The 25,518-nt window shown below is 66.2% G+C and carries 20 protein-coding genes and 2 pseudogenes; 7 read left to right on the forward strand and 15 right to left on the reverse strand.

The features are described from left to right. Nucleotides 1-38 precede the first annotated feature (38 nt). Together ATCM_RS10010 and ATCM_RS10015 are read left to right on the forward strand one after the other, a co-directional pair. Nucleotides 39-2,045 carry a prolyl oligopeptidase family serine peptidase gene (locus tag ATCM_RS10010; RefSeq protein ID WP_243693987.1) on the forward strand — a complete coding sequence of 669 codons (2,007 nt, stop codon included), beginning with the start codon at nucleotides 39-41 and terminating at the stop codon, nucleotides 2,043-2,045. Between the two features lie 155 nt (nucleotides 2,046-2,200). Beyond that, nucleotides 2,201-3,019 (forward strand): sel1 repeat family protein, encoded by an 819-nt coding sequence (locus ATCM_RS10015; protein WP_132864384.1) that lies wholly within the window; start codon nucleotides 2,201-2,203, stop codon nucleotides 3,017-3,019. Nucleotides 3,020-3,338: 319 nt separating this feature from the next. Here the strand turns inward: ATCM_RS10015 and ATCM_RS10020 are convergent, their stop codons facing one another. After that, nucleotides 3,339-4,943, reverse strand: a complete 1,605-nt coding sequence (locus ATCM_RS10020; protein ID WP_132864385.1) for an NAD(P)/FAD-dependent oxidoreductase — start codon at nucleotides 4,941-4,943, stop codon at nucleotides 3,339-3,341. A 167-nt stretch (nucleotides 4,944-5,110) separates the two neighbouring features. Here ATCM_RS10020 and ATCM_RS10025 point away from each other — a divergent pair, with 167 nt between their 5' ends. Together ATCM_RS10025 and ATCM_RS10030 are read left to right on the forward strand one after the other, a co-directional pair. Beyond that, nucleotides 5,111-7,207, forward strand: coding sequence for a M13-type metalloendopeptidase (locus ATCM_RS10025; protein WP_243694088.1), 2,097 nt, complete (start codon nucleotides 5,111-5,113; stop codon nucleotides 7,205-7,207). A gap of 222 nt (nucleotides 7,208-7,429) precedes the next feature. After that, nucleotides 7,430-9,445: a M13 family metallopeptidase gene (locus ATCM_RS10030; protein WP_132864387.1), complete on the forward strand. Its 2,016-nt coding sequence runs from the start codon at nucleotides 7,430-7,432 to the stop codon at nucleotides 9,443-9,445. Between the two features lie 141 nt (nucleotides 9,446-9,586). On the opposite strand, the gene ATCM_RS10035 is transcribed toward ATCM_RS10030, so the two are convergent. From ATCM_RS10035 to ATCM_RS10060, 7 genes and pseudogenes are all read right to left on the reverse strand, one after another. Next, nucleotides 9,587-10,240 (reverse strand): rhomboid family intramembrane serine protease, encoded by a 654-nt coding sequence (locus ATCM_RS10035; RefSeq protein WP_132864388.1) that lies wholly within the window; start codon nucleotides 10,238-10,240, stop codon nucleotides 9,587-9,589. A 40-nt stretch (nucleotides 10,241-10,280) separates the two neighbouring features. After that, nucleotides 10,281-10,625 (reverse strand): MGMT family protein, encoded by a 345-nt coding sequence (locus tag ATCM_RS10040; RefSeq protein ID WP_243694089.1) that lies wholly within the window; start codon nucleotides 10,623-10,625, stop codon nucleotides 10,281-10,283. Further along, complete coding sequence (locus tag ATCM_RS10045; protein WP_132864390.1) at nucleotides 10,622-11,557, reverse strand: DMT family transporter; 936 nt, start codon at nucleotides 11,555-11,557, stop codon at nucleotides 10,622-10,624. The genes ATCM_RS10040 and ATCM_RS10045 overlap by 4 nt, the downstream gene beginning before the upstream one ends. A gap of 155 nt (nucleotides 11,558-11,712) precedes the next feature. Next, nucleotides 11,713-13,065, reverse strand: a complete 1,353-nt coding sequence (gorA, locus tag ATCM_RS10050) for a glutathione-disulfide reductase (RefSeq protein WP_132864391.1) — start codon at nucleotides 13,063-13,065, stop codon at nucleotides 11,713-11,715. Beyond that, nucleotides 13,062-13,187 (reverse strand): annotated as a pseudogene (locus tag ATCM_RS19335) (FAD-dependent oxidoreductase); the annotation flags it as partial. The gene gorA and the pseudogene ATCM_RS19335, both read right to left, overlap by 4 nt. Before the next feature lie 53 nt (nucleotides 13,188-13,240). Next, on the reverse strand, nucleotides 13,241-14,449 hold the full coding sequence (locus ATCM_RS10055) for a DUF418 domain-containing protein (protein WP_243693988.1): 1,209 nt from the start codon (nucleotides 14,447-14,449) through the stop codon (nucleotides 13,241-13,243). A gap of 135 nt (nucleotides 14,450-14,584) precedes the next feature. Next, on the reverse strand, nucleotides 14,585-15,064 hold the full coding sequence (locus tag ATCM_RS10060) for a peptidylprolyl isomerase (protein ID WP_132864393.1): 480 nt from the start codon (nucleotides 15,062-15,064) through the stop codon (nucleotides 14,585-14,587). A 46-nt stretch (nucleotides 15,065-15,110) separates the two neighbouring features. On the opposite strand from ATCM_RS10060, the pseudogene ATCM_RS10065 reads away from it, so the two are divergent. The 3 genes and pseudogenes from ATCM_RS10065 to ATCM_RS10075 all read left to right on the forward strand — a co-directional run bounded on the left by ATCM_RS10065 (nucleotide 15,111) and on the right by ATCM_RS10075 (nucleotide 18,066). Beyond that, nucleotides 15,111-15,708, forward strand: a pseudogene (locus tag ATCM_RS10065) (C40 family peptidase). Between the two features lie 105 nt (nucleotides 15,709-15,813). Continuing rightward, on the forward strand, nucleotides 15,814-16,554 hold the full coding sequence (locus tag ATCM_RS10070) for a C40 family peptidase (protein ID WP_132864395.1): 741 nt from the start codon (nucleotides 15,814-15,816) through the stop codon (nucleotides 16,552-16,554). A 183-nt stretch (nucleotides 16,555-16,737) separates the two neighbouring features. Then, nucleotides 16,738-18,066, forward strand: a complete 1,329-nt coding sequence (locus ATCM_RS10075) for a sigma-54 dependent transcriptional regulator (RefSeq protein ID WP_132864397.1) — start codon at nucleotides 16,738-16,740, stop codon at nucleotides 18,064-18,066. 92 nt (nucleotides 18,067-18,158) lie between these two features. On the opposite strand, the gene ATCM_RS10080 is transcribed toward ATCM_RS10075, so the two are convergent. The 7 genes from ATCM_RS10080 to ATCM_RS10110 all read right to left on the reverse strand — a co-directional run bounded on the left by ATCM_RS10080 (nucleotide 18,159) and on the right by ATCM_RS10110 (nucleotide 25,385). Beyond that, nucleotides 18,159-19,475: a hypothetical protein gene (locus tag ATCM_RS10080; RefSeq protein WP_132864398.1), complete on the reverse strand. Its 1,317-nt coding sequence runs from the start codon at nucleotides 19,473-19,475 to the stop codon at nucleotides 18,159-18,161. Nucleotides 19,476-19,525: 50 nt separating this feature from the next. After that, the gene (locus ATCM_RS10085; protein ID WP_132864399.1) at nucleotides 19,526-20,293 is read right to left on the reverse strand and encodes a hypothetical protein; all 768 of its coding nucleotides are present in this window, start codon (nucleotides 20,291-20,293) and stop codon (nucleotides 19,526-19,528) included. Nucleotides 20,294-20,305: 12 nt separating this feature from the next. After that, complete coding sequence (locus ATCM_RS10090) at nucleotides 20,306-21,007, reverse strand: C39 family peptidase (protein WP_132864400.1); 702 nt, start codon at nucleotides 21,005-21,007, stop codon at nucleotides 20,306-20,308. A 150-nt stretch (nucleotides 21,008-21,157) separates the two neighbouring features. Continuing rightward, complete coding sequence (locus tag ATCM_RS10095) at nucleotides 21,158-22,546, reverse strand: adhesin (protein ID WP_132864401.1); 1,389 nt, start codon at nucleotides 22,544-22,546, stop codon at nucleotides 21,158-21,160. A gap of 49 nt (nucleotides 22,547-22,595) precedes the next feature. Next, nucleotides 22,596-23,237 (reverse strand): hypothetical protein, encoded by a 642-nt coding sequence (locus tag ATCM_RS10100; RefSeq protein ID WP_132864402.1) that lies wholly within the window; start codon nucleotides 23,235-23,237, stop codon nucleotides 22,596-22,598. Beyond that, nucleotides 23,234-23,761 (reverse strand): hypothetical protein, encoded by a 528-nt coding sequence (locus tag ATCM_RS10105; RefSeq protein WP_132864404.1) that lies wholly within the window; start codon nucleotides 23,759-23,761, stop codon nucleotides 23,234-23,236. Before ATCM_RS10105 ends, ATCM_RS10100 begins: the two co-directional genes overlap by 4 nt. Before the next feature lie 301 nt (nucleotides 23,762-24,062). Then, on the reverse strand, nucleotides 24,063-25,385 hold the full coding sequence (locus ATCM_RS10110) for a dicarboxylate/amino acid:cation symporter (protein WP_132864405.1): 1,323 nt from the start codon (nucleotides 25,383-25,385) through the stop codon (nucleotides 24,063-24,065). Between the last annotated feature and the right edge of the window lie 133 nt (nucleotides 25,386-25,518).

Below are 25,518 nucleotides of genomic sequence, written 5' to 3' on the forward strand. Positions count from 1 at the left end.
CTTACATCAACAATCAGTCCACCAACTGGAGATTCCCCTTGAAATGCATCCTGCCCCTGCTCGCAGTGGCCATGTCTGGCACCGCCTTCGTCGGCCACGCCGCACCACTGCAGCCCATCAAGGACTTCGTCGGCCACGGCACCTACGGCACGGTCAAAATTTCTCCGAATGGCGAGTACCTCGCTGTTACTGTGGATCAAGGCGATCAGGACGTACTGACCGTCCTGCGCACCAGCGACCTGCAGATCGTCAAGGTCAACCAGCTGCCGGAAAAGAAAAGCATTGGCTCCTTCTACTGGACCAGCCCCACGCGACTGATGTTCAACTCGGTCAAGAAAATGGGTGGGTACGCCCAACCTAGCCCGACTGGCGAATGGTATGCAGTCAATGCCGACGGCAGCCAGCCGAGGCCCCTGATCCACTACGGCGCGCAGGACTCCACACAGCGCGGAAAGACCGTGGGCAACCAAGGCTTTTCGCTGCTGGACACGCTCAAGGACGATGACCAGAACGTCATCATGCAGTCCAATTCCCAGCGCTCCTCCGAAGGCGGCAACACCGAGGTCGTCCGAATGGACACGCTGACCGGCCGCCGCACATCACTGGGACGTGCGCCGAAGGAAAATTGCAGCATTTCGCTGGACGCGGAGAAGGCTCCGCGCTTCGCAATCTGCTCGTCCAGCAAGAATGAGGAAGGCGAGTACGAAGAACGCAGTGAGCTATACCGCCGTGACGGAACCAACTGGACCCTGATCAACGCCTCCAAGGCTGACGGCAAACACCTCGATGTGATCCGCACGACCAACGAGGGAACGGTCTACGCCACCGAAGACAATGACCGTGACCCGGCTGCCATTGGCACCCTGGATACAGCGACCGGTTCGTTCCACAGCCTGTTCCAGGATCCGGTTGCTGAGGTTTCGGACATGATCTGGTCGACCGACGACAACACCCTGATCGGCGTCGTCACCGAGGCTGGCGCACCTGCGGTCAAACTGCTCAACGAAGACCACCCGGATGCCGAAATTTATGCGTCCCTGGCAGCGGCTTTCGAGGGCCAAATGGTCGACTTCTCCAGCTATACCCGCGATGGCAGGAAGATCATCGTCAGCGTCTACAGCGACAACAACCCGGGCGAGCTGTACCTGTACGATCGTGACACCGGGAAGGCACGCTTCCTGATGTCACGCCGCCCACAGCTCAAGAAAGAGGAAATGGCCTCTGTTCGGCCTTTCAGCATTACAGCCCGCGACGGCAGGCAGGTCCATGGCTATCTGACCCTCCCGCATGGTGTTGACCCGCGCAACCTGCCGTTGGTCGTCAACCCGCATGGTGGCCCGATTGGCCCGCGGGACAACTGGGGCTTCAATCCCGAGGCACAACTGTTTGCCAGCCGCGGCTACGCGACGCTTCAGGTCAACTTCCGCGGCTCCGGTGGCTATGGCAAGGCATTCCAGGATGCCGGACATCGCCAATGGGATGCAGGCATTCAGAATGACATCCTTGATGCCACCCATTGGGCGATCAACAACGGGTATGCCAACCGTGACCGCATCTGCATCTATGGCGGCAGCTTCGGCGGCTACTCGTCCATGATGGCCCCGATCCGCGAACCCGGCCTGTTCAAGTGTGCATTCGGCTATGTCGGCGTCTATGACGTGGACATGTTGTTCAAGAAGGGGGACATCCCACAACGCGACTCGGGCCTGCGTTACCTGCGACGCACTCACGGTACTGATCGCGCAGATTGGAACCGCGCCTCACCGGCACTGCGCGCTGCCGAGGTAAAGATCCCCGTTTACCTCGCAGCCGGTGCCCGCGACGAACGCGCGGTACCCGAGCAGACCGAGCTGATGAACAAGGCTCTGATCGCTGCAGGCAACAAGCCTGAGGGCATGATCATCCAATCCGGTGAAATGCACGGCTTCTACGGGGAGGAAGCACGGATAAATCTCTATAGCGAGATGCTGTCCTTCTTCCAGCGCCATATCGGTGCAGGAGCCACCGATGCCAGCTCTCCGGCACAGTCCACCAAGGACAAGTAAGTCCGTCACATCGGCGGCCCTTGCACGTCCCTGTAAGACAGCAATGGAGGCACATCCTGCCTCCATTGCTTCAGGGGCAGTGACTTTCGGCCGTTCTGGCCGATACCGCCCTGGTTCACCATCTGACTTTTACACGGATTGCTCAAGGACATTGCATGAGCCGCAAGAACGCCATTGCCATGGCATCACTGCTGTTGACGGTCGCAATCACCGGCACCGCCCACGCCGGCGACCTGTCGGGAGGAGCTCCTGACCCCACCGAAGATCAGTTGATGATCACCGCTGGGTTCCTGAATGGACATCCCGACCTGCGGTTCCGCCTTCTCGGCCTTGAAAAGCACAAGGCTGGTGATCGGGAGAAGGCGTTCAGGTACTTCCAGTACGCTTCGTTCTACGGCGACAAGCCCTCGCAGGGAATGGTGGCCGAGATGCTCTGGACTGGCGTGGGTACCGCGCAGAACCGCCCTCTCGCCTATGCATGGATGGACCTGGCCGCCGAACGTGGGTACGAGGGTTTTGCGGGCTTGCGCGAGCGCTATTGGAATGACTTATCTGAACCGGAGCGTGCAGATGCCATTGCCCTGGGGCAGGAAATCTATGCCCGCTATGGTGACGCTGCCGCATTACCAAGGATTGCCACAAAGCTGCGCAGGGAACGGCGCGGCTTGACCGGTAGCCGTACGGGTTTTGCGGGCAACGTCCGGATCATTGTGCCAACGGCCAGCGGCAGCACGATGATCGACGGCTCCAAGTTCTATGATGAGCGTTACTGGGACCCCGAGAAGTACCAGCAGTGGCAGGATTCGGTATGGATGAAGCCCCGTATCGGTACCGTCAATGTGGGCACTGCCGAGCAGATCCCGGCGAACACCAACTCCAGCCGTATTCCGACTGTCGCCCCGCTGCAGGATGCCCCGGAGCCGGATCTGGGCACCGAAATGCCACGCACTGATGGTGACCCAACGAAACCGTGACTGATGCGTTACCGGGCCGTCTCTTCATCCCGGCTCGGTTCGCGAAGGTACCCGGGACACGTGGTACTGCCGGGGAGCGGGGGGTCTATCAGCGGGCTCGACCTTGCCGGCACCACCTAGTTTGTTCATGGGCGGGAAGATATTAGGGCATCCCCATTACACCAGCGCGCGTTCCTGGGTTCAGTCTTGCAGCATCGTTGCTGATTCCCCATGCTGATTCCTCGCCAGCAGGAACGACATGCAGAATCTCTTCTGTCGCCCTTGCCAGTCACCTGACGCCCCTGTGGCAGCATTGAAGCTGCCCCTCAAACCGCCCCCTTCAGGGCACGTCCCCCAGCAACACCTGCGCCGCATTGTGCCCAGGCGCCCCAGTCACGCCGCCGCCCGGGTGCGTGCCCGACCCGCACAGGTACAGGCCGGGGATCGCGCCCCGGTAGTTGGCCTGGCCCAGCATCGGGCGGGCGCTGAACAGCTGGTTGAGGCTCAGCGCGCCGTGGAAGATGTCGCCCCCGACCAGGCCGAAGGTCCGCTCCAGGTCGAGCGGGCTCATGATCTGCCGGCCCAGCACCGCGTCGGCGAAGCCCGGCGCCTGCCGGTCGACCGTGGCGATCATCAGGTCGGCCACTTCGTCGCGGTGATCGTCCCAGCTGCGCCCGTCCGGCAGCCGCGGTGCCACATGCTGGCAGAACAGGCTGGCCACATGCTGCCCCGGCGGTGCCAACGAGTCGTCCAACGTGCTGGGAATCAGCATTTCCACCACCGGCTGGCGCGACCATCCATGCTGGCGTGCGTCCAGGTAAGCACGGTCCATGTAGTCCAGGCTCGGGGCAATGATGATGCCCGCGGTGAGGTGATCGCCCTGCCCCGGCAACACCGTGAAATCGGGCAGCCGCGACAGCGCCACGTTCATCCGGAACGTGCCCGAGCCACAACGCCAGCCGCGCATGCGTTCGCGCGTGGCGGCCGGCACGTCGGCCGGTTCAAGCAACTGTTCGTACAGCAGCTTCGGGTTGACGTTGGCCACCACCGCCCTGCCGCGCAGCACGTGCCCAGCGCTGGTCACCACGCCGCAGGCACGGCCCTGCTCGACCAGCACCTTCCGCACCCCGCAGTCGGTCCGGATCTGCGCGCCGGCTTCCTGCGCCGCACGCGCCATCGCCTGGGTGATTGCGCCCATGCCGCCGATCGCGTGCCCCCAGGCACCCTTGACGCCATTGCTCTGGCCGAACACGTGGTGCAGCAGCACGTAGGCGCTGCCCGGCGAGTAGGGGCTGGCGTAGTTGCCGACAATGCCGTCGAAGCCGAACAGCGCCTTGATCGGCGCGCTCTCGAACCAGCGGTCCAGGTACTCCGCCGCCGAGATCGTGAACAGGTCCAGCAACTCCTGTTTCAACCCCGCGTCCAGCCGCTGCAGCTGGCGGCCGAGCTTGCCGGCCTTCCACAGCGCCGGCAGCGCCTGCAGCCAGCCGCCCTCGCCCACGTTTGGCGGCGCCTGCAGCGCCTGTGCCCGCAGCACGTCGGCAAACACTTCCAGCCGGCGCTCGTAGTCGGGCAGGCGTTCGGCGTCCCGGGCCGAGAACTTCGCCACTTCGGCCTGGGTGCGACCACCGCCGGCCAGCAGGTACTGGCCATCGGGCAGTGGCAGGAAGTTGTTGATGCGCCGGGGCACCACGCGCAGGCCGTGACGCTCCAGCGCCAGGTCGGCGATCACCTGCGGCTGCAGCAGCGACACCGTATAGGAGGCCACCGAGTTGCGGAACCCGGGATGGAACTCCTCGGTCACCGCCGCCCCGCCGACGACTGCCCGCCGTTCCAGCACCAGCACCCGTTTGCCGGCCTTGGCGAGATAGGCTGCGCACACCAGCCCGTTGTGGCCGCCGCCGATCAGGACCGCATCCCACTGCTTGCTTGATGTCTGGCTCATCGCGCCTGTATAGCACCCACCAGCCTCCTGCGGCGCACCGGTGGCTGCGCCCGGCGGGCATGACCTTCGACACCCTTTCGGTGACAGTTTCAGGCGTATCTTCTGGTGTCGGCTCCGCCCCGGAGCCCATTTCGTGCTCTGAAATCGGCCTGGAGGCCTATCCCGTGATCGTTCGCAAACCCCAGATCCTGCTGCTGTCCCTGGCCGTCTCGGCCGCGCTGATCGGCTGCAAGAAAGAAGAGACCCCGGCCGCTCCGGCGGCCGCGCCGGCCGCGGCCGCCGCCACCGAACTGAAGCTGGACGAATCCAAGCTGCCGGCCTACAACGCCTTCACCGCCGCCGACCTGGACACCAGCAAGGACGCCTGCACCGACTTCGGTGGCTACGTGAATGACAAGTGGCTCACCGCCAATGCCATTCCGGGCGACCGCACCAGCTGGGGCGCCTTCACCATCCTGGACGAGCGCTCGGTCGCCGTGCAGCACCAGCTGGCCGAACAGGCCGCCGCGATCAAGGACGCCACCGGCATCGAGAAGATCGTCGGCGACTTCTGGGCCTCGGGCATGGACGAAGCCAAGATCAACGCGCTGGGCATCACCCCGCTGCAGGGTGACCTGACCGCCATCGACGGCCTGCAGGACGGCGCCGCCATCGCCAACTACCTGCGCGGCACCGCCGCCAAGGGCGAGAACTTCCTGTTCGGCTTCGGTCCGGAAGCGGACTTCAAGAACTCGACCATGAACATGGCCTACGCCAGCCAGGGTGGCCTGGGCCTGCCTGACACCACCTACTACACCGACGCCAGCAAGGCCGACAAGCTCAACGCCTACAAGGCCCACGTGGCCAAGGTGCTGGAGCTCAGCGGCGTTGCCGCCGCCGACGCCGCCAAGCAGGCCGAGGAAGTGATCAAGTTCGAGACCCGCCTGGCCCGGGCTTCCAAGTCCAGCGCCGAGCTCTCGCGCAACGTCGAGCTGTACTACAACCCGGTCACCGTGGCCGACGCCGACAAGCTGACCCCGAACTTCAGCTGGACCGAGTTCTTCAAGGCCCAGGGCATCACCGCGCCGGAGAAGTTCTCGCTGGCCATGCCGGCCTTCCACGAGGAAGTGAGCAAGATGCTGGGCGACACCGACCCGGCCGTGTGGCGCGCCTACCTGCGCTTCCACACCGTTGACGGCGCCTCCCCGTACCTGAGCGATGCCTTCGTGCAGGAAAACTACGCCTTCTACGGCCGCGACCTGAACGGCCAGAAGGAAATCAAGCCGCGCTGGAAGCGCGTACTGGGCACCATCGAGAGCGATGCCGGCGAAGCCTTCGGCCAGATGTACGTCAAGGTCGCCTTCTCCCCGGAAGCCAAGGCCAAGATGGAAGACCTGGTCAAGAACCTGGCCGCGGCCCTGAAGGACCGCATCCAGAACCTGACCTGGATGAGCGACGAAACCAAGGCCAAGGCCATCGCCAAGTGGGAAACCTTCACCCCGAAGATCGGCTACCCGGACAAGTGGCGTGACTGGTCGGGCCTGAGCACCACCCACGACGACTACCTGGGCAACGTGCGCGCCGCCAATGCCTTCAACTACAAGTTCGCGCTGTCCAAGATCGGCCAGCCGGTGGACAAGACCGAGTGGGGCATGACCCCGCAGACCGTCAACGCCTACTACAACCCGCTGCAGAACGAGATCGTGTTCCCGGCCGCCATCCTGCAGCCGCCGTTCTTCGACCCGAACGCCGACGACGCACTGAACTACGGCGGCATCGGCGCGGTGATCGGCCACGAGATGACCCACGGCTACGACGACCAGGGCGCCAAGTTCGGCCCGACCGGCAACTTCGAGGACTGGTGGACCGAGGCCGACTCCAAGGCCTTCGGCGGGCTGACCAGCAAGCTGATCAACCAGTTCAACGAGTACAAGGTGGGCGACCAGAACGTCAACGGCTCGCTGACCCTGGGCGAGAACATCGCCGACCTCGGCGGCCTGGCCACCGCCTACGATGCGCTGCAGAAGGCGTCGGCCGGCAAGGAAGACCCGAAGGTCGATGGCTTCACCCGCGACCAGCGCTTCTTCTTCAACTGGGCCACCGTGTGGCGCACCAAGTACACCCCGGAGAACGCCAAGGTCCGCCTGGCCACCGACCCGCACGCACCGGCGCAGTTCCGCGCGATGGGCGCGCCGTCGAACCTGCCGACCTTCGCCGCCGCATTCCAGTGCAAGGCGGGTTCGCCGATGGTCCGCGCCGGCGACAAGCAGGTGGTGATCTGGTAATCACCGCCCTGCGGTGAGGCAACACCCGAAGGCCCGGCATCGCCGGGCCTTCTTCTTGCCAACGCGCAGGAGTGGCCTTGGCCGCTCCTGCCTCGCCACTCCCGCCGGGCTGCCAACGTGACCGGCTTCGCGGCCAGGGCTGCTGCTCCGCCTGGATGCGCAACATTGCCCCGGCGGCTTGTTAAACTCCGCGCACTTTGTCCTTGCGTGGATATGCCCCAGATGCCAACCGTTCGCCCGCTTTCCCTCGCCCTGGCCCTGGGCCTGGTGACCGTCCTGTCCTCGACCGATGCCGAGGCCGCACGCAAGAGGTCTTCGGCCCGGGCACCGGCAGTCAGCGCAGCCTGTACCGACTTCTACGAAACCAGCAACGCCGACTGGCTCAAGGCCAACCCGGTGCCGCAGGTTGGCGCCACCACCACGCTGGGGCAGCTGGCCAACAACACCCGCAACCAGCAGCTGCAGCTGCTGGACCGCGCCATGAATACCCCGCAGGGCAACGTGCAGAAGCTGCTGGGCGACTTCTGGGCCAGCGGCCTGGATGAAGCGGCGGTGGAAGCCGATGGCTCCAAGCCGATCGCGCCGCTGCTGACCCGCATCAACGCGATCCGCAAGGCCAAGGACATCCCGGCCTCGATCGCCGCCCTGCACCAGGTCGGCATCCCGGTGGCCTTCAACTTCGCCCCGGACGTGGACCTGAAGGCACTGGACCGCCACATCGGCTACTTCATGCAGGGCGGCATGGGCCTGCCCGACCCCGCCTTCTACACCCGCACCGACGCCGACACCGTGGCGCTGATGGGCCGCTACCGCGGCTACGTGAAGCAGGTACTGGCGCTGACCGGCACCCCGGCCAACAAGCTCGACGCCGAGTCGGCGCTGGTCATCCAGCTGGAAACCGAGCTGGCGCGCAGCGCGCAGTCGGTGGCCGACATCAACAACCCGTTCAACAACTATGCGCCGGTTGCCACCCGCGACCTCAACAGCCGCTACCGCAACCTGCAGCTGGACGCCTTCCTGAAGGCCCAGGGCGTCAACGACGACCTGGTCTCGCTGGCCGATGCGGCGCTGTTCCAGCAGCTCAACGGCATGATCACCCGGCTGCCGGCCGAGCAGTGGAAGGCCTACCTGCGCTGGCGCGTGGGTGATGCGATGGCCCCGTACCTGTCCAAGGCCTACCGCGATGCCGAATTCGAATTCCGTGGCCGCGTGTTGCGTGGCCTGACCATCGCCCCGGCCCGCAACGAAGCCGTACTCGATGCCATCAACGTCGCCGCTGGCCCGATGCTCGGCCACGAGTACGCCAGCACCTACATCAGCCGCGACGTCCGCCGCCAGGCCGGCGTGATGGTCGACCAGGTCCGCGAGGCACAGATCGCCGCGGTCAAGCGCAGCACCTGGCTCAGCGCCGAAGCCAAGACCGAGGCCGAAGCCAAGCTGGCCGCGATGAAGATCGAGATCGGCACGCCGCTGCGTGACCTGGACTACACCGTGCAGCCGATGGGCCGTGGCAGCTTCGGCGGCAACATGCTGATCGCCTCGACCTGGCGCCACGCGCAGGAAATGAGGCGCATCGGCAAGGGCAACGCCGACCGTCGCTGGGACGTGCTGCCGCAGCAGCCGGCCATCGCCTATGACATCGCGCAGAACCGCCTGATCGTCACCGCCGCCGCGCTGCAGGGCCCGATCTTCGCCGAGGCTGCCACCCCGGCCGAGAAGTTCGGCGCCTTCGGTGGCCTGGTCGCGCATGAGGTCAGCCGTGCCATCGACGCCAAGGGCGCGATGATCGACGCCAGGGGCGAACTGCGCAGCTGGTGGACGCCGGCCGACAAGAGTGCCTGGACCCTGCTGGGCAACCGCGTCGCCGCCCAGTACGGCGGCTACGCCTTCCCGGGCGTGAAGGACGCCAAGGTCAACGGCGAGCTCACCCGCGACGAGAACCTGGCCGACATCTCCGGCGTGGAAATCGCCTGGGAAGCGTTCAGCACCTCGCCGCAGGGTACGGCGGCATCGGCTGCCGACAAGCAGGCATTCTTCAAGGGCTGGGCCGGCCTGTGGGCGCAGCAGCTGTCGCCGAACGAAGCCGTGCAGCGCCTGGCCTCGGACGTGCGTGCTCCGGGCCGCTGGCGTACCAACGCCCCGCTGTCCAACCTGCCGGCCTTTGGCGCGAGCTTCAGCTGCAAGCCGGGCCAGCCGATGCAGCGCACCGACGCCGAGCAGATCCGCATCTGGCGTTGATGCGGGGGTGAGGGGCACGAAAAAGGCGCGGATTCCGCGCCTTTTTCTTTGCCTGTACGGCGCAGCCATGCTCTGGCCTTGCCCTGCCGAGCATGGCTCGGCACTACCGGCTGCATCACCGGCGGGAGTGGCCCGGCACGGTCACTTCACGCTGCGCAGGTGCGGCCCACGCTTGTTCTTGTTGTTGAACGGCGGCTGCCCGCGCCAGTAGCGGATCAGCAGCCAACCGAACAGCATGCCGCCCAGGTGGGCGAAATGGGCCACGCCCGGCTGCCAGCCGGTGAAGCCCAGAAGCAGTTCAAGGGCACCAAACACGATCACGAAGGTACGCGCCTTCATCGGGATCGGCGGGAACAGCAGCACCACCCGTTGGTTCGGGAACAGCATGCCGAACGCCAACAGCAACCCAAACACGCCACCGGATGCGCCCAACACCGGGTTGAACTCGCCGAACAAGGCGGCCACCACGATCTGGCAGATGCCCGCGCCCACCACGCAGACCAGGTAGTAGGTCAGGAAGCGTTTCTCACCCCAGGTCATTTCCAGCGGCGCGCCAAACATGAACAACGCCAGCATGTTGAAGAACACATGCCCGAAGCCGCCGTGCAGGAACCCATAGGTCAGCAACTGCCAGGGCTCGAAGCCCGGCGAATCCATGAACACTTCCTGCGATCCCAGCGGCCACAACATCAGCTGGTTGAAGATGCCGGCGGTCTGCGGCAGCTGCTGTAGCAGGAACAGGGCGACGTTGGCGATCAGCAGCGTCTGGGTGATCTTGGGCAAGCGCGGGAACATGGGGACATCCTGGGAAACTGCCGCCATGATAGCCGCAGCATCAGCCCGGTCCCCAGATCGCCTCGTCCATCGTGCGCGCGGGTTTGCTGCGCTTCACCCGGCCATTCTCGACCACCACGCCCTCGGCGCGCAGGCGCTGGCTCTGCTCGCGCCAGCCGGGTGACCCCTCGGGCATGGCGATGCGCCCATCCGAGCGCAGCACGCGGTGCCAGGGCAGGTCCGGGTCGTCATTGCCGCCCAACAGGCGTGCCACCAACCGGGCCCGGCACGGCAGGCCGGCCTTGGCCGCGACCTCGCCATAGCCCAGCACCTGGCCGCGCGGGATGTCGCGGATGACCTGCAGGATGCGGCTGTGCCCCGCCGCCAGATCCGGCGGCGTGCTCAGCGTCTCTTCGCCGCGCCGCTGCCCACCAGCAACACGCCCAGCAGCACCAGCACGGTGCCGGCGCTCTGCCACAGGCCCATCGGTTCGTCGAGCAGCCATACACTCAGCACAATGGTGGAAACCGGGCCCAGCATACTCACCTGCGCCGCCAGCGACGAGCCGATCCGCTTGACCCCGATCATGATCGCCAGCACCGGCAACACCGTGCACACGGTGCCGTTGATCAACGACAGGCCGTACACCGGCCGGGCCTGGCTCCACAGGCCGCTCCAGGGCTGCAACAACAGGTATTGGCCGATGCACAACACGCACGCCACCATGCTGGCGTAGGCGGTCAGGCGCACCGCGCCGATCCGCGCCACCGCCTGGCCACTACCGAACAGATACACCGCATAGCTCAAGGCACTGGCAAACACCAGCGCCGAACCGATCAGGGTGCGTTGGCCCTCCAACTGGATGTCATGCCCGAAGGCCAGCAGCACGCCGAGGTAGCTGACCAGCAATGCCGCCACCTGGGTGCGGGTGGGCTTGTGCTTGAGTACCACCAGCGCGATCAACACCACCAGGGTCGGGCTCAGGTACAGGATCAGCCGTTCCAGCGTCGCGCTGATGTACTGCAGGCCAAGGAAGTCCAGGTAGCTGGACAGGTAATAGCCGCTGAAGCCCAACAGCACCACCCGTCCCCTGTCGCCCCAGGACAAGGGTTGCGCGCGCCGGGCCGCCCAGAGGCCCATGGCGATGAAGAACGGGAAGGCGATCAGCATGCGCAGCGCCAGCAGCGTGGTGGCATCGGCACCGTGGCGGTAGGCCAGCTTGACGATCACCGCCTTGCCCGAGGCGGCGATGGCACCCATGCCCGCAAGCAACAGGCCGCTGATCAGCAGGCGGCGGGAACGGGTGGGCAGCGCCGAGGCGCCGGTTGAAGCATTCATGGAGGAAGCGGGAACTGCGGGGGACGCCCATTATGCGGAGCCGGTGATGCAATGCGGGGAAGCTCCCCTCCCCAACCCTCCCCTTCGCTACGCGAAAGGGAGGGGGCAGAAGCAGAAGCAACGGCTACGGCAGGCTGCCGTCCGGCACTGTCCGTTCAACGCATCAACACCACTTCCTCGGCCGAGGTCGGGTGGATCGCCACCGTGTCTTCCATCTGCCGGCGGGTCACACCGGCCTTCAAGGCCACCGCGAAGCCCTGCAGGATCTCGTCGGCGCCTTCGCCGAGCAGGTGGATGCCGACCACCTTCTCGTCCTCGCCGGCGCAGACCATCTTGAACACCGTGCGCACCTCCCCGTCGCCCAGCGACTGCAGCATCGGGCGGAAGCGGCTGTGGTAGGTGGTCACCTTGTCGAAGCGACGGCGCGCCTCCTCCTCGCTCAGGCCCACGGTGCCGAACGGCGGATGCGCGAACACCACGCTGGGCACGTTCTCGTAGTCCAGTCGTGCCTGCGGCTGCCCGCCGTACAGGCGGTCCATCAACCGTCGTGCGGCGGCGATGGCCACCGGCGTCAGGGTCACCTTGCCGGTCACGTCGCCCACCGCCAGCACGCTGGGTACCGAGGTGTTCTGGAAGGCATCCACCACGATGGCGCCCTTGTCATCCAGCACCACGCCCGCCTGCTCCAGGCCCAGCCCCTGCGTATTCGGTGCGCGCCCGGTGGCGAACAGCACGGTGTCGAACAACGCGTGCTCCGGACCGTTCTCCAGTGTCGCGTGAATGCGTCCCTGCTGGCGCTGCAGGGCCTCGATCTGGCAACCGAAATGCAGGCCCACGCCCTGCAGGCGCAGGTTCTCGGCCAATTGGTCGGACAGCTCGGCGTCGAAGTGGCCCAGCAGACGCTGACCACGCACCAGCAGCGCGACCTCGCTGCCCAGCGCGCGCAGCACGCCGGCCAGTTCCACCGCGATGTAGCCACCACCGATGATCGCCACCCGGTCCGGTCGCGCATGCAAGGCGAAGAAATCATCCGACACGCCTCCCAGCTCGGCACCCGGCATCGATGGCTTGACCGGATGCGCGCCGGTGGCGATGACGATGTGCCCGGCATGCAGCAGGCTGCCGTCCTCGCATTCCACCGTGTGCGCATCGACCAGACGACCACGCTGGCCGATACGCACCACGCCGGTCTCGTCCAGGCGTCGCTGGTAGCTGGCGTGGATGTTGGCGATGTAGCGCTGCCGCCGCGCGACCAGCGTTTCCCAGTCCAGCGCCGGCGTGGCCGGCACGTCGAAGCCCAGTTGCGCGGCCAGGGCGAAGCGGTCGGCCAGGTCCGCCGCCAGCCACATCGCCTTCTTGGGCACGCAGCCCACGTTCACGCAGGTGCCGCCCAGCGGCGCGGGTTCAAGCATCGCCACCCTGGCCCCATGGCCCGCGGCGCGGAACGACGCTGCCAGTCCCCCGGAACCACCGCCCAGTACCACCACATCGTATGACGCTGCACTCATTGGAAACGCTCCGTGCGACAAGGCGTGGGATCAATGGAGGGCGTTTGCCCGGTAATCAAGTCGGCCATCAATTGTCCACTTCGGCTGCTCATGCTGATGCCGAGCATGCCATGACCGGCGGCGCACCGATGGCCAGGACACCACCATGGCAGGCGCCCACCCGCCCATCCCCGCGTCAGCCCCGTGCATCACGGCGCATGGGCGGCACTTGCAGGTACGTGGCCGCGCGCCACAGCCATTCCACCGGACCGAAGCGGAAGCGTTGCAGCCACCAGCCACTGACCACCACCTGCACCAGGAACAACACCAGCGCGAACAGCAACTGCCATGCCCGCCCCATCTGCTCGAACCTGCCCAGCCCATACCCGTAGAACACCAGCGTGCAGACCAGCGACTGCACGAGGTAGTTGCTCAAGGCCATCCGGCCCGCCGGTGCCAGCCACTGCAGGCGGGCACTCCAGCGCACGCCCCAGGCCAGGTAGCCCAGGCACATCAGCAGTCCGGCCAGCGCGGTCAACGCGTAGGCGGTGGCGGTCTGCATGTCGAAGCGTCCCGGCGCGATGCTGGCCAGCAGCCGCACGCTGAGCAGCATCACCAGCAGACCGGCCGGCCATGCCACCCAACGCAGTCGCGCGAACAGGCGCCGGTACTGCTGCGGCTGCGCGATCGCCCCGCTGCGTGCGAACCAGGCGCCGATCAGGAACATGCCCAGCACCTGCGGGCCGACGATCAGCAGCGCACCCAGCGAACTGCGCAGATCCGCCAGCCGCTGCGCCACTGCCTGCAGGTAGGTGCCGTGCCCGTAGGCCTGCCGCTGCGCGGCGATGTCCACCAGCGCGGACGCCGCCTGCCCGGCCTGCGCATCGGCCGGCATCATCGCTATCAGCATGCCCAGCAACAGCATCAGCGCCGCCGCGCCCAGGTAGGCCGCCGCGCCCAGTACCGGCAGCCAGTTGCGGGGCGCCTCGCGGAAGGCCAGCAGCACGAAGGACAGCAGCGCGTAGGTGGTCAGGATGTCGCCGGACCACAGCAGCACGGCGTGCAACAGGCCGATGCCCAGCAGGGCCAGGCTGCGGCGCAGGTAGAAGCGGGTGAAGTCGCGCCCGGCCACTTCGGCGCGCTGCGCCATCACCGCGAAGCCGGCACCGAACAGCAACGAGAACAGGGTGAAGAACTTGCCCTGCACGAAGATATAGACGAAGCCATCGGCCCAGCGGTCGATCCCCTGCCAGTGCGGGTCGATGCCGGTGAAGGACAGGTCCAGCGGCCCACTGAAAGCCTCAATGTTCATCAGCAGGATGCCCAGCAGCGCCAGGCCGCGCAGGACGTCCAGGGTGGCGATGCGCTCGCTGGCGGCGATGGGCTGGAAAACAGTGGTGGACAAGGCCCGGGTTCCTCTCGGCAAGGCGCGATTAGAACATGCGACACGACCGGCGCGGACGCCGGTTCCGGCAGCCCCGCGAACGAAAACGGCCCGCGCGGGGCGGGCCGTTGTCTGCAACATCGCCGGTGCGGCGGATCAGTGCTGGTGACCGCCGTCGCCGTGCACGTGGCCGTGCTGCACTTCTTCCTCGCTGGCCTCGCGGACTTCAACGATTTCCACGTCGAAGTGCAGGTCCTTGCCGGCCATCGGGTGGTTCAGGTCGACGTCGACCACGGTCATGCCGACCTTCTCGACGGTGACGGCGCGCGGGCCGAAGTTGGTCTGCAGGATCACCTGCGTGCCCGGCACCAGGCGGGTGTTGCCGAAATGCTTCTTCGGCACGCGCTGGGTCAGGCCCTCGCGGCGCTCGCCGTAGGCATCGGCCGACTTCACGTCCACGCCGAAGCTCTCGCCGGCTTCCTTGTCCATCATCGCCGCTTCCAGGCCCGGGATGATGTTGCCGTGGCCGATCAGGATGGCCAGCGGATCACGGTCCTTGGAGCTTTCGATCGGCTCCTGGCCGACTTCGGAGACGGTGTAATGGAAACGGACGACGCGGTCTTTTTCGATCTTCATGCCTAACTCTGTCTATATGGCTGCCGGTGGCAGACGGTAGGACGGCTTGTCGGCCGCCGGGTGCGCCGCCATGATGACGGCTGTCCAAGGTGGCGCATTATCCGGGCTCCATGCATATCACGCCAGTTTTCCGCTCCCGTACGTGGCAATTGACCGCCGCGATCCTGGCCACGGCCCTGCTCGCTGCCTGCGGGCACAGCCCGAAGAAGCCGGCCCCGCCGCCGACCAGCAGCCACCACTACCCGCCGGTGACCCCTTCCGACCCGGTCGCGGCCGCCTCGGTGATGATGCGGGCCTTGGGGCTGGTCGGCACGCCCTACCGCTACGGCGGCAACACCCCCGAATCGGGTTTTGACTGCAGCGGGCTGGTCACCTATGTCTACCGGGACATGCTCGCCCTGAACCTGCCGCGCACCTCGCGGGAGCTGGCCGCCATCCAGGGGCCGAAGATCGCCCCGGACCGTCTGGCCTCCGGCGACCTGGTCTTTTTCGGCAACAAGGGCAATGTCTGGCACGTCGGCATCTATGTCGGCGAAGGCCGCTTCGTGCATGCGCCGAGCACCGGCGGCACCGTCCGTCTGGACCAGCTGGACGGCCCCTACTGGCGTGACCATTACACTGGCGCCAAGCGGGTATTGCGGTAAAGCGTGACATCCATCGGTATAAATAACGAATATTTAACGAAATTTGTACCTATCCTCACGCTTGGCAGGGCACTATCCCCCATCGAATTTTTCTGTGACTGCCGCGTGACGACTGAAAACACGTCCCAACCGGAACAGCCCAAGAGCATTCCCACCTCCTTCCGTCGCCTGCTTTGCGGTGCCGCACTGGCCTTGGCCAGCCTGCCGGCCTTCGCACAGAACGCCCCGGCCGACGCCGCCAAGCCGGCACCGGCCCGCGCCGAAGCCCAGCGCAGCAAGGCCGACGCCGCCGCTACCGCCACCCTGGCCGCCCTGCTGCCACACCTGGCCGCCAGCGACACGATTCCGCTGATGGACCGCTCGGCGATGTTCGCCGGTGATCTCAGCCGCCTGATTTCCGCCTACGACGCCTCCAAGGGTGTCGCCGCCGCCACTGACGCGGCGCTGGCCAATGATTCCGATGGCAAGGTGCAGTCGCTGCTGCGCCGTGCGATGACCCTGCTCGGCACCCCGTACCGTTGGGGCGGCACCTCGCCCGACGCCGGCTTCGACTGCAGCGGCCTGGTCGGCTACGTGTTCCGCACCGCGCTGGGCATCGAGCTGCCGCGCGTCTCCCGCGAGATGGCCAGCCAGGCCAACGCCGAACTGATCAACGACCGCGCTGCCCTGGTGGCCGGCGACCTGGTGTTCTTCGGCCGCCGCGGCCGCGTCGACCACGTCGGCATCTACGTCGGTGATGGCCGTTTCCTGCATGCACCGAGCACCGGCAAGGATGTCCGCACCGACACCCTGCTGAGCGGCTACTGGGGCGACAAGTTCATGCAGGCACGTCGCGTGGCGCTGTAAGCGCCCCCGGCCTTGTCCTGCGAAAGCCGCGGCCTCCGGGTCGCGGCTTTTTTCATGCCAGGCGCAGCCGATACCCGCCTGCCGGAATATGAATGGGGAAACCCGCCAAGCGTAACCCAATTCACGATTGCACCCGTCTGAATCCCGGGTATAAGGTGGCGCCGAATGGAGAGGTGACCAGGCATGGCTGCAGCACCTGACACGGGCAAGCGTTGTGTTATCTGGTTCGGCAATCCGGGGGCGAGAGAAAAGGTGATGCTGGCTGCGGATGGCTGGCAGGTGCGCGCGGTACTCCCTCAACAGCCTGCCGAGATCGGCATGCGTGATGGCGACGTGGTGGTCGGCCTGATCGATTTCCGCACCAGTTCGGACAGCGAGCTGGAGCGCATCGGCAGGCTCACCGCCGAGCATCGTCACATGCCGCTGTTCGCCCTCACCCCGGCCGACGACGGCCACGTGCTGCATCCGCTGCTTTCCAGCTGCCAGCGCCAGTTCCCGCACCCCCCCGACCTGAAGGACCTGCTGCGCCAGCTGCAGCTGGTGGTCGCGGACTCACCTGCCCCGGTGGTCGATGACGTGATGGCCACGCTGCTCGGCGAGAGCGACGTGATGCTGGCCATGCGCGCCACCCTGCGCAAACTCGCGCCGGTCGACCTGCCGGTGCTGATCACCGGTGAAACCGGCACCGGCAAGGAAGTCGCGGCGCACGCGCTGCATCGTCTTTCACCGCGCGGCAGCCGGCCCTTCCAGGCGGTCAACTGCGGCGCGATCCCCTCCACGCTGCTGCAGTCGGAACTGTTCGGCCATGAACGCGGCGCCTTCACCGGCGCCACCAGCCGCCGCCAGGGCCTGTTCGAGACGGCGCATACCGGCACGGTGTTCCTCGATGAAATCGGCGACCTGCCGCTGGATGCGCAGACCAGCCTGCTGCGCGTGCTGCAGGAAGGCACCATCGAACGGGTCGGCAGCAACCAGCCCATCACCGTGGACGTGCGTATCCTGGCCGCCACCCACGTTGACCTGGAACGGGCGGTGGAAGAAGGCCGCTTCCGCCGCGACCTGTATTACCGCCTCAACGTGCTGCGGCTGTCGATGCCGCCGCTGCGCCACCGGCAGGGCGACATCGACCTGCTTTCGCGCCATTTCCTCAACAGCTTCCGCACCCGCCATCGGATCCGGGCGCGCGGTTACACCACCCAGGCGCGGCAGGCGATGGAGCGTTTCGATTGGCCGGGCAATGTGCGCGAGCTGCTCAACCGGGTGCAGCGCGCCGCGATCACCGCCGACGGCGAACTGATCACCAGCGCCGACCTGGAGCTGGCAGGTGACGGAACCCCCGATGCCGCGCGGCTTGGCAATGCACGCAGCCACGCCGAACGCGAGACCCTGCTGTCATGCCTGCAACAGAGCCGGTTCAACGTCAGCGCCTGCGCACGCTTGATGAAGGTCTCGCGGGTGACGGTGTATCGCCTGTGCCGCAAGCACCAGTTGACGCTGGAAACCCTGCGTTGAGCCCGCGCAGGGCACAGCCGTGCTCCGCTGTCGCCCTGCCGCTGAAGCCTGTGCCGAGCGTGGCTCGGCACTATCGCAGGCCATGATCCCGCTCACAGCATGTACGGCAACTTGAACGACAGGCTGAAGTCCGGTGCGTCCGGCGTCAGGCCCACGCCGAGCATGCTGACGAAGGTCGCCTTGTTGGTCAGCGCGTAGGTCACGCCCAGGTTCAAGGTGCCGGCGTTGGCATCACTGCCGATCACCTTCACCCATTGGCCGTTCTTGTAGCGGGTGGAAGCGCGCGCACTGAGCTTGTCGCTGAAGGAAATGCTCAGGCTGGTGCGCTCGTTGAAGGCGAACGCCACGCCGGCACCGAAGTAGTACGAATCACCCAGCCGGACCTCGCCGGGATTGATCGTGTCCGGGTTGGAGTCCAGGTCGTCGAAGCTGCGCTTGAACGAACGGATGTAGCCGATGTTCGCGAACAGGATCGCCGGATCGGCCGTCTTCACCGCCGACAGGCCGATGTTGGCCTGCCACACGCCATTGCCGGTGGGCTGCCGGCTGGGCACCGCGAAGCGGATGAAATCATCGTCGTCGCGCTCGATGACCTTCCAGTCCAACCCATAGGGCTCGCGTCCGGTCGGGGCGGTCACGCCACCGGTCAACACCGTCTCCGGCCGCCAGCCACGCTCGCCGAACAGCTTGTAGTTGGCGGTGAAGCTGACATCGCCGATGCCGTTGCCGTTGGTTTCCTCCTGCGCGATGCCGGCCGCCGAACCACCCGCGCCGCCCTTCTGGTAGACGGTCTTGCGCGCCAGGTAGGGCACGTCCAGGTTGAGGGTCAAGCGCGGATTGACGCCCCAGCGCGCGGCGAAGTTGTAGGTCGCCGTATCCGATTCCACGTTCTCGATGGCGATGTTGCCCAGGAAGATCGCATCCAGCGCCAGGAACCCATTGAGGGTGAGCTGTTTGCGGTCATAGCGCGCGTAGCTGATGCTGTTTTCCAACGTCAGCCTGCGGTTGAACAACGCCGATTGCTGCTGCTTGACGTCATCCACGCTGCGCCGCGCGGCCTCCTTGGCCTGCTGGGCCTCGGCGGCGGTGCTGGCATAGCCCTCGCCGGTGGGCGCTGTTGCCGCCGCCGGGGGCGCCGGTTCGTCCTGGGCGGCCTGTGCCACGGCAGGCGGCGGTGTCGGCAGGGCCTGGGCGGTCTTGCCGCTCACCCGCGCCTGGATCGCCTGCACCTGCATGTCCAGTTCCCGCAACCTGCGTACTTCCTGCGCGTAGCTGGCCTTGAGCGATTCCAGCTGCGCCGCCAGGGCCTTCACGTCTTCTTCGTCATTGCCGGTACCTGTCTGCTGTGCCGCCACCTTGGGCGAAACCACGGCAAGACTCACCAGCGCCGCCATCGCCAGTCGATTCATTGTCCTGATCCTCGTTGTTGCCTGGAAGGATGCCCGTGCCATGCACGGACCTATTGGCCACCGATCCCGCCCACTCCCCGGTTGAGCGTGATGGCCTGTGCCACGTTCTGGGCCAGCGGCAGGTTGCCTGCCACCGATTGCCGGACCAGATCGATCTGCAGGCGATTGGCCGCCTGCTGCCCGTCGGCCATCAGCTGGATGCTCTGCCCGACACCTCCATTGCGCAGCCACTGCTGCACTGCCCCCTGACCGTCGATACTCAACCGCAACGTGGCCGCATTGCCGTCGAAGCTGGCCACGGCGCTGGCATCGCCCGAGCGCACGGTCGACGCCCCGCTCGCTGCGCCACCATCGCCGCCCGGCACCACGCCGTCGTTGCGTACGTTCAGGTGGATCGCGTTGCTGGCACGGTTGCCGTCGCCGGCCACCTGCACGCTCTGCACCAGCCCGCCGACATTGGCCAGGCCGCTGCCGTCGATGCTGCGACCGGCCGAGGCCGGCAGCGGCGCATTGGCCGCGGTGATGTTCACGCTGGGCGTGAAGCTGACCTTCGGCGTGCGGCCCTTGCTGAAATCCATGCCCAGCGTCAGCGCGCCCTGCAGCGACTGCCCCCCGGCCGTCTGCCAGGTGGAGATCATGGTCACGCCGAACCAGGCCACCTCGTTGCCGCCGACGGTGTACCGGCCGCGCATCAGGTTCAGCTCCGGATCGGGGATCTCGCGCAATCCCTTGCCGGTGGTGCCCCTGCCCTCTTCGGCCAGCGCCGGCAGCGCGAAACCCAGCGCCAGTGCCAGCAGACCGCATGCATGCATCTTCATCTGGATACTCCTTCAGAACAGGTCGGCATGGGTGAAGCCGAAGTCGACCAGCTCCGCATCGGTAATGGGGCCCCGTCCCTGTCGCGCGGCAAGCGCGCGGGCACTGGGCCGTTCACTGGGTTGCAGCAGCACCGTGTTGCGATCGAAGTCACTCCCGATCACCACGAACACGGCACGGGAGGGCCAGGCACGGACGAACTCGTCCAGCGGTATGGCCCGGTTGCCGAGGATCGGGTCGCCGATCTCGGCCACGTCATCGCGGACCTGCTTGAGCACGACGAAGTGGCGGAAGCCGCGCACGTCCATCAGTACCAGGCCGGGAACCCGCAGGCTCTTGAGCCGCTCCTCGTCGACGCGGTAGCCACGTCCACGCATGCCAAGCGACTCCACGTAACGCTTGATGTCCAGCAGCGAAAACCCACGCTGGCGGACAAGTTCAGGATCAGCCACGCCCATCATCCCTTCGATCACCGTCGCCTCGTCCGTGTTGAGGTGGTAGGCATGCTTGAGGATCGTGGCCAGCGCGGCCGCGCCGCAGCTGTAGTCGGTGTGCTGGCGCACCAGGTTGCGGAAGCGCCGTTCGCGCATGCTCTCGACCTGCCCGGTGTACATCGCACCGTTGGGCAACACGCTGCTGAAGGCGACATCGCCTGCCCGCGCCACTCCCGGCACGGTCAGCCACACACACAGCAACACGAGCATCTTGCCGAACATGGGTGCGTGATCTCCTTGCACGTCCGCCAGGTGGGAGCCCCGGTTCCCCGGGGGGGAGAAACAGGGGCTCCCTGGAACACCCGGCCATTGGCGGATGGCCGGGCTTGTTGCTCAGGACAGGGCAATCACCTTTGCAGGCGACCTGTTCGATTACGGGCCTTCGCCGCCACCGCCACCGCCGCCGGTGGAGGGCTGGGCAACGGCCAGTGCCAGGCTGTTGGCCTGCAGGTTGCCGGTGCCGGAAGACACGTTCACGCCGATGTTGCCGGAGGCATTGGAGAACGCGCCGCCGGACAGCGAGGCGGTGTTGGTTGCATCCACCGCGATCCAGTCGATGTCGATCACGTGACCACTGAGGCTGGCGGTCAGGTCAGCCGTGCCCATCTCGGAGAACGACAGGTTGCCCTTCTCGTCGGTATCCCACGCCATGCCACCCACGCCCGGGCGGTTCGGATTGGCGACGGCACCCTGGGTCTGGTTGTCCCAGTCGGTATGGCCGGTCTGGTTGCCACCGGTGTGCGTGTTGCCACTCCAGTTGTCCGGGTAGAAGTTGGTCTTCTGGTAGGAGTTGCCGGTGCCACTGTAGGTACCCGATCCGGTGCCCTTGGTGGTGCCGGCGACCTTGCCGGACATGTTGATGGCGTAGCTGTTCACGACGTAGTCGTAGTAGCCATCGTTGGTCACGTCGTTGCCCGAGGACACCTGGTTGGAGCTGATGCTCGAGGTGGCATAGGCACTGGTGGCGACCGAGGCGGCCAACGCGTTCTTCTGCTCGTTGTTGTTGCCCGAGGTGACGTTCACGCCGATGTTGCCGGCCGCACCGGAGAAGGCATTGCCACCGATGCCGGCGTTGTTGGTCACGCCGTAGTTCATCGTGGCGTTGTTCATGCCGCTCTGGTTGACGAAGACTTCGGCGTCGGCCATGCCGAAGCTGAAGGACGCGTCGGCCGCGGACAGCGCTGCGGCGTTGTCCTGGGCGTTGTTGTCGCCGGCGGCGACGTTGAAGCCCAGGTTGCCCGAGGCATTGGAACCGACGTCATCGCCAATGGCGGCATCGTTGGTCAACAGCCCGTTCTCGGCGGTGTTGCCCGAGATCGACTGGCGGTTGTCGATGATCGCGATCGCCGCCGAGTCCAGGTCGATGTTGCCGGTGATGGTCGGGTCGCCGGAGAAGTTCACGTCCGAGCTCAGGCGCATGTCCTTCTCGAGGTTCACGTCGACGCCGTGGTTGTTCTTTTCCTTGCGCTCGTCGGCGGTGATGTTCGAGGTCTTCTGCACCGTCTCGGTGACTTCCTTGTTGCTCACCGAGTTGCTGCGGGAGTCGCGGTAACGCAGCACGGCGGCGGCGTCGAGCTTCAGGTCCACGTCGGTGTCGACGTTGGTATTGATGTTGGTGTTGGTATTGGTGCGCGTCTCGTTCACGTTGTGCTGGTGATCGATGTTGGCGCTCTTGTTCTGGTTGTCCGCCGCATTGGCAGCCGCACTCATCGTGAATGCGGTTACCGCCATGGCGAGTACGGTCCATTTATTCGCTTTCATGGTGCCCCTCTTCAGGTTCTCTGATGCATCGGGTGGATGGAACGATTGTTCACGGGATGGCCTGCACGGAGATGCTCAGGCTGTTCGCCGTTGCATTGCCGGATCCCGCGATCTGATTGAGTTGCAGCACGCCGTCGAATCCGCGCATGGCGGATGCCTCCACGCCCACCCTGCGGGTGGCACGTGGATCGCTGGCGACAGGCTGCTCCCCCGCCGACGCGAGCGCTGCCGAGGACGCCATCGCGTCATCGCTTGCCTCGCGTATGCCCTGTGCGGCCAGCGTCGCGCTCACGGCGTTCAACGCCGTGTTGCCACCACCGCTGGCCTGGTTGATCGATGCGATGCCGCTGCCCCCGGCCAGCGCATTGCCACCGATGGAGGCCGAGGCCTGCAGCGGTGTATTGAAGACGTTGCCGTGCTGTTGCTGGCCGACGCGCATGCCGGCATCGGCGTGGCGGCCACTGGCCATGCTGTGCAGGTTGGCCTGCAGGTTGAGGTCGCCGGCGGCCTGGTTCACCTTGATCGAGCCGTTGCTGCCGGCCAGCGCGTTGCCGTCGATGCGGCTGTCGGCCGACAGGTACGACAACATGCCGTTGTAGCTGTCCGCCTGCGATTGCGCACCGGCCAGCGCTGGCGCTGCCACGCAGGCCAGGCCAAGCAATGCCACGACGGTCGGGTGCAGGCGCTTCATTTGCCACCTGCCGGCTGGCCGAGCGGGAACTGCGCCAACGCGCCGCGCACCTGGTCGCCGATGCCGCGGGTTGCACCGCCCACCGCGCCCATCGGGCCGCCGATCGCACGGGACAACTGGCCACCGGAGAGCGGGCCACCGTCACCGGTCACGCGGCCCAACGTGCCGCCGACCACGCCGCCGGTCACGCGCTCCACCGTCGTGTGGCCATGGCCCGCCATCCCGGCATCGGCCAAGCCGGACTGCATGTCCGCGTAGTCGGCATCGCTGAGTTCGTCCATGCCCCCGGCGCCCAGCGCCGAGCCAAGCTCCTTGCGCGGTGACGGGTCGGCGATCAACGCCATGCCCGGCGGCTGCATGCGATACGCCGGCCGCGCCGAGACATCGCGCAGCAACACCATCTCGCCGGGTTGTGCCTTCACGCCCTGGCGTGCGCCCGATGCCTGTGCGACACCACTGGCCGCCAGCAGCAGGGCCATCGCGCCCATCAGGGCGATACGTCGATTGGTGGTTGTGCTGTCCATTGCTTCCTCCCTGCCGGGTTTCACGGGAGGAGTGAGCAGCAACCATGCCAACAGGATTTTTACTTCAAATACATGCAGATACGATGAAAGCGTAACAACGCCTGCTGTATCGCTGTCACACCGGCAGGCCGGGAGCCCGGCCGTAAGAGCCCTCCATTCAGTGGGGCCCGGGCCAGCCAATACGTGCCTTCCGAGGGGTGTATCGGCGGTGTTACAGCCCGCTGTTACAGCCTGCTACACCCCGAACGCGCAAGGCCGGGTTGCCCCGGCCTTGGATGCGGACGAATGCGGTGTCGCGCCCTCAGCTGCGGGGGTCGCTCCCCGCCGTGATGGCGGTCCTCGACCCGTCGTAGACCTGCTGGTCGAGCAGCCCGGTTTCCTTGGCCACGATCACCGGCACCACCATCTGCCCGGTGACGTTGGTCATCGTGCGCATCATGTCCAGGATGCGGTCGATGGCATACAGGTAACCGATGGCCTCCAGCGGCAGGTTGGCCGCGCTCAGCACCACCGTGGCCATGATCACCGCCGTGCCCGGCACGCCGGCGGTGCCGAAGCTGCCCAGCACCGAGGCGATCAGCACGATCAGGTACTGCTCCGGGGTCATCGGCACGCCGGTGTACTGGGTGATGAACACCGCGCACAGCGCCGGGTAGATCGCGCCGCAGCCGTCCATCTTGATGCTGGCGCCCAGCGGCACCGCGAACGAGGCGTAGTCCTTGTTGACGCCCAGGTTGTCGGTGATCGAACGCATCGCCACCGGCATCGCCGCGAAGCTCGAGGAGGCCACGAACGCCACCTGCATGCCCGGCGCGGCGCCACGGAAGAACTTCCACGGGTTCAGGCCATGGACCAGCAGCAGGCTGCTGTACACCACCACGATCTGCAGCGCGCAAGCCACGTACAGCGCCAGCACGAAGTTGCCCAGCGGCAGCAGCTTGTCGAACCCGTAGCTGCCGACCAGGCCGGCGATCAGGCCGAAGGTACCCAGCGGGGTCATCTCCAGCACGAAGCGGGTGACCTGGATCATGATCTCGCTCATCTGGCCGACCAGCTTGCGCGCCTCGCTGACCTTCTCGCCCAGCTTGACCATCGCAAAGCCGAGCAGCCCGGCGAAGAAGATCACCGGCAGGATCGAGCCGCGCCCGGCCGCCAGCACGGTCTCACCGGCGGCATTGACCTTGGTGCCGATGCCGGCCAGTGCGTAGAACACGTTGGACGGCACCACGTCCATCAGCACCTTGGTCACCGACGGCACGTCGCGCGGCGTGTAGGTGCCGTCCATGGCCAGCTTCAGGCCGCCGATGCCCGGCTGCATCACCGTACCCACCAGCAGGCCGATGCCCACCGCCAGCGCGGCGGTGATCACGAACCACAGGAAGGTCCGCCCGCTGAGCGCGGCCAGCGATTTCTGCCCGTGCAGCGAGCCGATCGCATTGACCACCGCGAAGAACACCAGCGGCACAGCGATCATCTTGATCAGGGTGACGTACAGCTCGCCCAGCGGACCGAAGAAGGTCTCGGCCGCCGGCCCCATCGCCCACCCCGCCAGCGCGCCGAGCACGAAGCCGCCGACCACGCGTAGCCAGAAGGGGATCCGCAGCCAGGCAGACACCACGTTCATAGAAGGAATCCATCAGAAAATCCAAGCTGGGCACGATAGCGCAAGCCTTGCCACAGCACGATCCCGGCAGGGAAAAGCTGCGTGTCATATGCATGCCTTCCGTGCTTGACCATAATGAACGCCTGACAACATG

The sequence above is a fragment of the Stenotrophomonas sp. ATCM1_4 genome (assembly GCF_004348115.1).
Lineage (GTDB): Bacteria > Pseudomonadota > Gammaproteobacteria > Xanthomonadales > Xanthomonadaceae > Stenotrophomonas > Stenotrophomonas capsici.

Coding starts and splice junctions, on each gene's coding strand:
- ATCM_RS10015 (WP_132864384.1), top strand. CDS start 2,201: ATGAGCCGCAAGAACGCCATTGCCATGGCATCACTGCTGTTGACGGTC.
- ATCM_RS10020 (WP_132864385.1), bottom strand. CDS start 4,943: ATGAGCCAGACATCAAGCAAGCAGTGGGATGCGGTCCTGATCGGCGGC.
- ATCM_RS10030 (WP_132864387.1), top strand. CDS start 7,430: ATGCCAACCGTTCGCCCGCTTTCCCTCGCCCTGGCCCTGGGCCTGGTG.
- ATCM_RS10035 (WP_132864388.1), bottom strand. CDS start 10,240: ATGTTCCCGCGCTTGCCCAAGATCACCCAGACGCTGCTGATCGCCAAC.
- ATCM_RS10045 (WP_132864390.1), bottom strand. CDS start 11,557: ATGAATGCTTCAACCGGCGCCTCGGCGCTGCCCACCCGTTCCCGCCGC.
- gorA (WP_132864391.1), bottom strand. CDS start 13,065: ATGAGTGCAGCGTCATACGATGTGGTGGTACTGGGCGGTGGTTCCGGG.
- ATCM_RS10060 (WP_132864393.1), bottom strand. CDS start 15,064: ATGAAGATCGAAAAAGACCGCGTCGTCCGTTTCCATTACACCGTCTCC.
- ATCM_RS10075 (WP_132864397.1), top strand. CDS start 16,738: ATGGCTGCAGCACCTGACACGGGCAAGCGTTGTGTTATCTGGTTCGGC.
- ATCM_RS10080 (WP_132864398.1), bottom strand. CDS start 19,475: ATGAATCGACTGGCGATGGCGGCGCTGGTGAGTCTTGCCGTGGTTTCG.
- ATCM_RS10085 (WP_132864399.1), bottom strand. CDS start 20,293: ATGAAGATGCATGCATGCGGTCTGCTGGCACTGGCGCTGGGTTTCGCG.
- ATCM_RS10090 (WP_132864400.1), bottom strand. CDS start 21,007: ATGTTCGGCAAGATGCTCGTGTTGCTGTGTGTGTGGCTGACCGTGCCG.
- ATCM_RS10095 (WP_132864401.1), bottom strand. CDS start 22,546: ATGAAAGCGAATAAATGGACCGTACTCGCCATGGCGGTAACCGCATTC.
- ATCM_RS10100 (WP_132864402.1), bottom strand. CDS start 23,237: ATGAAGCGCCTGCACCCGACCGTCGTGGCATTGCTTGGCCTGGCCTGC.
- ATCM_RS10105 (WP_132864404.1), bottom strand. CDS start 23,761: ATGGACAGCACAACCACCAATCGACGTATCGCCCTGATGGGCGCGATG.
- ATCM_RS10110 (WP_132864405.1), bottom strand. CDS start 25,385: ATGAACGTGGTGTCTGCCTGGCTGCGGATCCCCTTCTGGCTACGCGTG.